This window comes from Microbacterium sp. (assembly GCF_032084865.1).
GTDB lineage: Bacteria > Actinomycetota > Actinomycetes > Actinomycetales > Microbacteriaceae > Microbacterium.
In genome coordinates, this window is sequence record NZ_DAMDLU010000178.1 from 1 (window position 1) to 4565 (window position 4565).

Consider the following 4565-nt stretch of genomic DNA (forward strand, 5'->3'; position numbering starts at 1 on the left):
GCACTGGCCCTGGCCTCGGGCCCGCTCGACCTGCAGCTGCCCGGGCTCGGCGGTCTGGCCACGGCGCTGGGCGCCGGAGCGCTCTTCACGCTCGCCCGGCACGGCAAGGACATGCGGCGAGCGCGTCGGTTCCGCACCGATCCGGCGCGGATCCATCACCTCGCGGCGCTGACCGTGTCGCACGCCCTGCAGTCGGCGCAGCGGATCGCGGTGCTGCCCGACGAGGCGGTGACGGCGAGCGCGCAGACTCTCGTAGACGGATCGACGCGAGTGCGACTGCTGTTCGACGCTCCGCCGCCGGCGCGGCGGGTGCTCGCCGATGCGGTGCAGGAGCTCTTCGGTCCGGTGCGGACTCCGCGGTTCGTGCTGCGCGTCGGTGTGCGGCAGCCGACCTACCTCACTGTGCCTCAGCAGATCGGACGACGGCGAGCCGACGCCGAGGCCTTCGCGGCACTCTGGCGCCGGACTCTCGGCCCCGGCGAGCTGATCGAGCTGAACGGAGCAGATGGCCTGGTCGTGCTGCGCGCGGCTCGCGCGCAGGGCGGGTCGCTCGAACGCACCGCCCCGCGGCAGTCGGTGTGGGGCTGATCCCGCGCTCGCCCGCACGGCCTCGCCCGAAGTCGGCGTCCGCGCCGTTCCGACGGCGTTACGATCATCACACGCACCGTCGCGCACGAGAGGGCCCGCATGCACGAGAACGCACCGCTTGATGCTGAGCAGTTCACCCAGCACACATCGCGCATCGTCGCCTCGGTCTCGTCGGTGATCGACGGCAAGGCGGATGCCGTGCGCAACGCTCTCGTGTGCCTGCTGGCGGAGGGGCACCTGCTCATCGAGGACGTGCCGGGTGTCGGGAAGACGATGCTCGCCCGAGCGCTGGCCGCAAGCGTCGACGCCACCGTCCGCCGCATCCAGTTCACCCCCGACCTGCTGCCCGGTGATGTCACCGGCGTCGCGGTGTACGACCCGGTGCAGCGGGAGTTCGAGTTCAAGCGCGGGGCGATCTTCGCGCACATCGTCATCGCCGACGAGATCAACCGCGCCTCGCCGAAGACCCAGTCGGCGCTGCTGGAGGCGATGGAGGAGCATCAGGTCACGGTCGACGGCGCCACTCACCCGCTGCCCGACCCGTTCCTCGTGGTGGCGACGCAGAACCCCCTCGAGATGGAGGGCACGTATCCGCTGCCCGAGGCGCAGCGGGATCGGTTCATGATGCGCATCTCGATGGGGTATCCGGATGCCGCGGCCGAGACGCTCATGCTCCGCCAGCGCGACACCGCGAACCCGCTCTCCGCCATCTCCCCCGTCGCGGACGCCGCGTCGGTGCGCGCGCTGATCTCGTGGGCGCGCCGCGTGCACGTCGCCGAGTCGCTGGAGGAGTACGCCGTCGCGCTCGCTCAGGCGACGCGGCAGGATCCGAGCCTGCATCTCGGCGCGAGCCCGCGGGCGACACTGCAGCTGGTGCGCGCGGCGAAGGTGGTCGCGGCTCTCGACGGCCGCGACTATGTGGTGCCCGACGACATGGCCGACCTGGTCATCCCGGTCTTCGCCCACCGCCTGCTGGCTGCGCGCGGTGTGCACCGTGCCGGCGCGCAGCCGGTCGAGGCCGCGCTGCGTCAGATCGTCGCGCGGGTTCCCGTGCCGTTCGCCGCACGCGTCTGAGCACGTCATGCGCACCCGTCCGCTGACCGCCCGAGGAGCGGCGTGCCTGCTGCTCGGGGTGGTGCTGTGCGTCGCCGCGAACGTGCTGGGCGCCCGCCCCCTGCTGTACGTCGGGGTGCTGCTCATCGTGCTGCCCCTCATCGCGCTGCTCGTCGTCCGCGCGCCACGACGACGCGGCGAGGTATGGCGGCAGATCTCCACCGATCTGCTCGCGGTCGGCGAGACGTCGAAGGTCACCGTGCGCTTCGAGCTGTACGCTCCCGGCATCCCGCACGGCCGCTGGAGCGACACCCTTCCCGAGGCGGTGCGCGGCGACGCCGGCGGGGAGTACCCCGGCGAGACGCGGCTGCTGCACTACGACCTCGAGGGCGTGCGCCGTGGGACGGCGTCGCTCGGTCCGCTGCTGCTGCGCACGGTCGACCCGTTCGGTCTCGCGCAGCGTGTGCAGGCCTTCGGCGAGACGCGGATGATCACGGTCGTGCCGCAGGTGCTCGCGCTCGTCCCGCTGCCGACGAAGGTGGGAGCGGCGGGCGGGGCGGCGCAGACGCGCTCGACGCGGCTCGGGCAGGGGGCCGACAACCTCATCCCCCGCGCGTACCTGTCGGGCGACTCCCGGCGGCGCATCCACTGGCGCGCGACCGCGCACCGCGGGTCGCTCATGGTGCGGCAGGAGGAAGAGGAGGCGAGTCCCGACGCCGTCGTCGTGCTCGACCGTGCGGCGTCGCGCTGGGCGCGCCCGGGTGACGGCGTCGACCCTGCGTTCGAGACGGCGGTATCGCTGTGCGCGTCGGCCGCGCTGCGCTTCGTGCAGGACGGATACAGCGTCGACGTGTTCGACAGCGCCGGCTCGCTGCTCGGTGCGCTGCGCGGGCACGAAGACGACCGGGACACCCTGTTGGTCGCCCTGGCGACGGTGGTGCCTCGCGGCGAGCCGCGCGACCTGCGTGCCATCGTCGGCGGCTCACCCCCGGGCCCGCTGGTGCTGATCACGGGGGCGATCGATGCGGACGATGCCGCGCGTCTGAGCACGGCGGGCGCTTCGGCGCCGATGCTGATAGCGGCGGGGGCGGATGCAGGGGCTCTCGCCGTCGCCGCCGATCGCGGCTGGAACGTCGCCGCGCTGTCCGCGACAGCGGATCCGGCGGACGTGTGGGAGGCTGCGATGCCGCGAGCGAGGGCTCCCCGTGGCTGAATCCTCGAGCATCGTGCCGAGGCCCGGAGTCGTAGGGCCCGGGGCGCTGGCCGCGGTCGCCGCTCTCGTCGCGATGTGGCCGTACACCGGGGTGATCGCGGCGGGCGCGTGGACGTTCGCGGTCGTGGTGATCATCGCCACCGTCGCCGCGGCGGGCATGGTGGGCAGGCGGCTCCTGCGCAGGGCGCAGGACGGCATCCGGTCTCTTCTCACCCTGCTGCTGCAGCTGGCCGCTCTCACCCTGGTGCTCACGAACCTGCTGGCGAGCGAGGCCGCCGATCTGGGTATCGTGCCCACCGCGGCGAGTCTGGAGCTGACCGTCCTGCGCCTGCAGCGCGCGGTCGACGAGATCTCGAACGGCGTCGCGCCGATCGATGCGACGGTGTCGATGACGACGACGATGGGACTGGCGTTCGCGCTGGTCGCCCTGCTTCTCGACCACCTGCTCGCTCATCGGCTGATCGTGCTGACCGTGCTCTTCACCTCGATCGTGGGCGCCGGGCCGATGCTGCTCAGCTTCGGCTCGGTGAACCTGGGGTGGTTCGTGCTGCAGGCGGTGATCATCCTGATCGTCCTGCGTTTCGGCGCCAGGCATGATCGCGACGCCATCCGCCATTCGCCCTTCGTGGCCGCCGGGCTCATCGGCGCCGCGGCGATCGCCGCGACCGTCGTCGTGTCTCCCGTTCTGCCTCTGAGCGCCACCGCCGGGGGGAACGGGCAGCTGTCGACGGTCAACGCCGACCTGCGACTGGGAGACGACCTGCGCCGTCCCAACGAGACCCAGGCGCTGAGCGTCGTCACCTCGGCCGCCGCCCCGCCCTACCTGCGGCTCGCGACGCTGTCGAGGTTCGACGGAGAGGTCTGGCGTCCGGACCGCTCCGACCGCAACCCCGTGGAGGACGGCTTCGGCGACCGCCCGTGGACGGACGACATCGAGACGGTCGAGCACGAGGTCTCGATCCGGGTCGTGGGGATCTCGAGCTCCCGGCTGCCCGTGCCGTACGCCGCCGAAGAGATCAGCGGGCTGCCGCGAGGCTGGCAGGCGATGCCGCTGAACCGCACCGTGATCAGCTCGACTCGGGATGCCGCCGGCGCCGACTACACCGTGCAGATGGCGACCCCGTCACCGAGCCTCGAGCAGATCAGGGCGAGTTCCGCCGGGGGTGCGGAGCTCGTCGCGGCGCCCGCGGACGGCCTCCCGGAGATCATCGGCGACCTCGCTCGCGAGGTCACCGCCGGCGCCGACACGGACTACGACCGGCTGCTCGCCCTGCAGAACTGGTTCCGCTCGGAGTTCGCGTACTCGCTCGACGCGCCGGTCGACGACGGCTTCGACGGCACCGGTGCCGACGCCGTGGCGACCTTCCTCGAGGTGCGCAGCGGATACTGCATCCACTTCGCCGGCGCCTTCGCTCTGATGGCGCAGACCCTCGACATGCCCGTCCGCATCGTCGTCGGGTATCTGCCGGGCACCGCGACCGACGAGAAGCGGGGCGAGCAGCGCGTGTACTCCGTCACGAGCGACAAGCTGCACTCGTGGCCCGAGGTGTACTTCCGGGGCATCGGCTGGGTGCCGTTCGAGCCGACCGCGACGCTCGGAACGCCGACCGAGTTCACCCCCGCCGCGGGAGCGGGCGGCGATGGCGACACCGGGTCGCCGACCGCTTCCGACGCGCCCACAGCGGCGCCGTCGGCCGCGCCGACGGGCGGC

The 4565-nt window shown here is 72.5% G+C and carries 4 protein-coding genes; all 4 read left to right on the forward strand.

Annotated features, from left to right (window positions below; translation table 11 throughout):
- Positions 1-588: hypothetical protein (locus RT309_RS13785; protein ID WP_313357950.1), on the forward strand; the 588-nt coding region annotated here is incomplete at its 5' end.
- Positions 589-687: 99 nt separating this feature from the next.
- Positions 688-1662: an AAA family ATPase gene (locus RT309_RS13790; RefSeq protein ID WP_313357952.1), complete on the forward strand. Its 975-nt coding sequence runs from the start codon at positions 688-690 to the stop codon at positions 1660-1662.
- A 7-nt stretch (positions 1663-1669) separates the two neighbouring features.
- Complete coding sequence (locus RT309_RS13795; protein WP_313357954.1) at positions 1670-2854, forward strand: DUF58 domain-containing protein; 1185 nt, start codon at positions 1670-1672, stop codon at positions 2852-2854.
- Positions 2847-4565, forward strand: a 1719-nt coding sequence (locus RT309_RS13800) for a DUF3488 and transglutaminase-like domain-containing protein (RefSeq protein ID WP_313357956.1), incomplete at its 3' end; no start/stop codon positions are given. The genes RT309_RS13795 and RT309_RS13800, both read left to right, overlap by 8 nt.